The organism is Thermomonospora catenispora (genome assembly GCF_006363815.1).
GTDB classification, from domain to species: domain Bacteria; phylum Actinomycetota; class Actinomycetes; order Streptosporangiales; family Streptosporangiaceae; genus Thermomonospora; species Thermomonospora catenispora.
Genome location: NZ_RRYT01000096.1, coordinates 1 through 764 on the forward strand (window position 1 = coordinate 1; position 764 = coordinate 764).

At 69.6% G+C, this 764-nt stretch carries 1 protein-coding gene; it reads left to right on the forward strand.

Annotated features, from left to right (window positions below; genetic code table 11):
- Positions 1–764: hypothetical protein (locus EIO00_RS24405; RefSeq protein WP_206664257.1), on the forward strand; the 764-nt coding region annotated here is incomplete at both ends.

Here is a 764-nt window from a genome sequence, read left to right on the forward strand (position 1 = left end):
GCCGAGCTGGGGGTGTTGGATCGGCTGCTCGGGCATGAGAAGCGGCTGTGGCGCCAGTCTGCGCAGGTAAAAGGGTTGAACGTCGAGCTGGTTCTGCTGGAGCGGGTGGTGGCGGCGCTGGCGTTGCTGGGCGCGGCTGATGAGGCCGATGCCCGCACGGTGCTCAGGCGGGTGCCGGATCTGGCCGAGGCCAATGCCGAGCGGCTGGGCCGGTTCGCCCGCTGGGCGCGGGAGCTGTATCCGGGAACGGGGTCGGCGTGGCTGGAGCCGTTGCGGCCCGACCTGCTGGCCGAGCGGCACGTGACCGACCAACTGCACGCCAGCCCTGAATTGGCCCGTGCTTGTTTGACGGGGCTGGAGGAGGAACGGGCGGTGCGGGCGTTGACCGTGCTGACCCGGGCTTGTGCCCACCACCGGCATGCGTCTGGGGTGATCGAGGCGGCGTTGCGGGCCGACCTGAACGCTTTGGCCCCCGCGGCGATCGTGGTCGCCGTTCAGACCGGCACCCGCCTGGGCGACCTCCTCGCCACCGTCTTGGCCGATGTCCCGGCCGAACTGGATGATCTCCAGCGGATCGCCGACATGATCCCCTACCCCACCGTCGCCTTGGCCACCGCCGCCGCCACAGTGACCCGCAGGATCCGTGATCTTCTGCCTCCCGACACTGACCCGGCTCAAAGGGCCCGCTGGAGCCATCGACTTGCCACCGTCCTAGCCCAACTCGGTCGACAAGAGGAGGCTCTGGAGGCCATCACCGAAGCCGT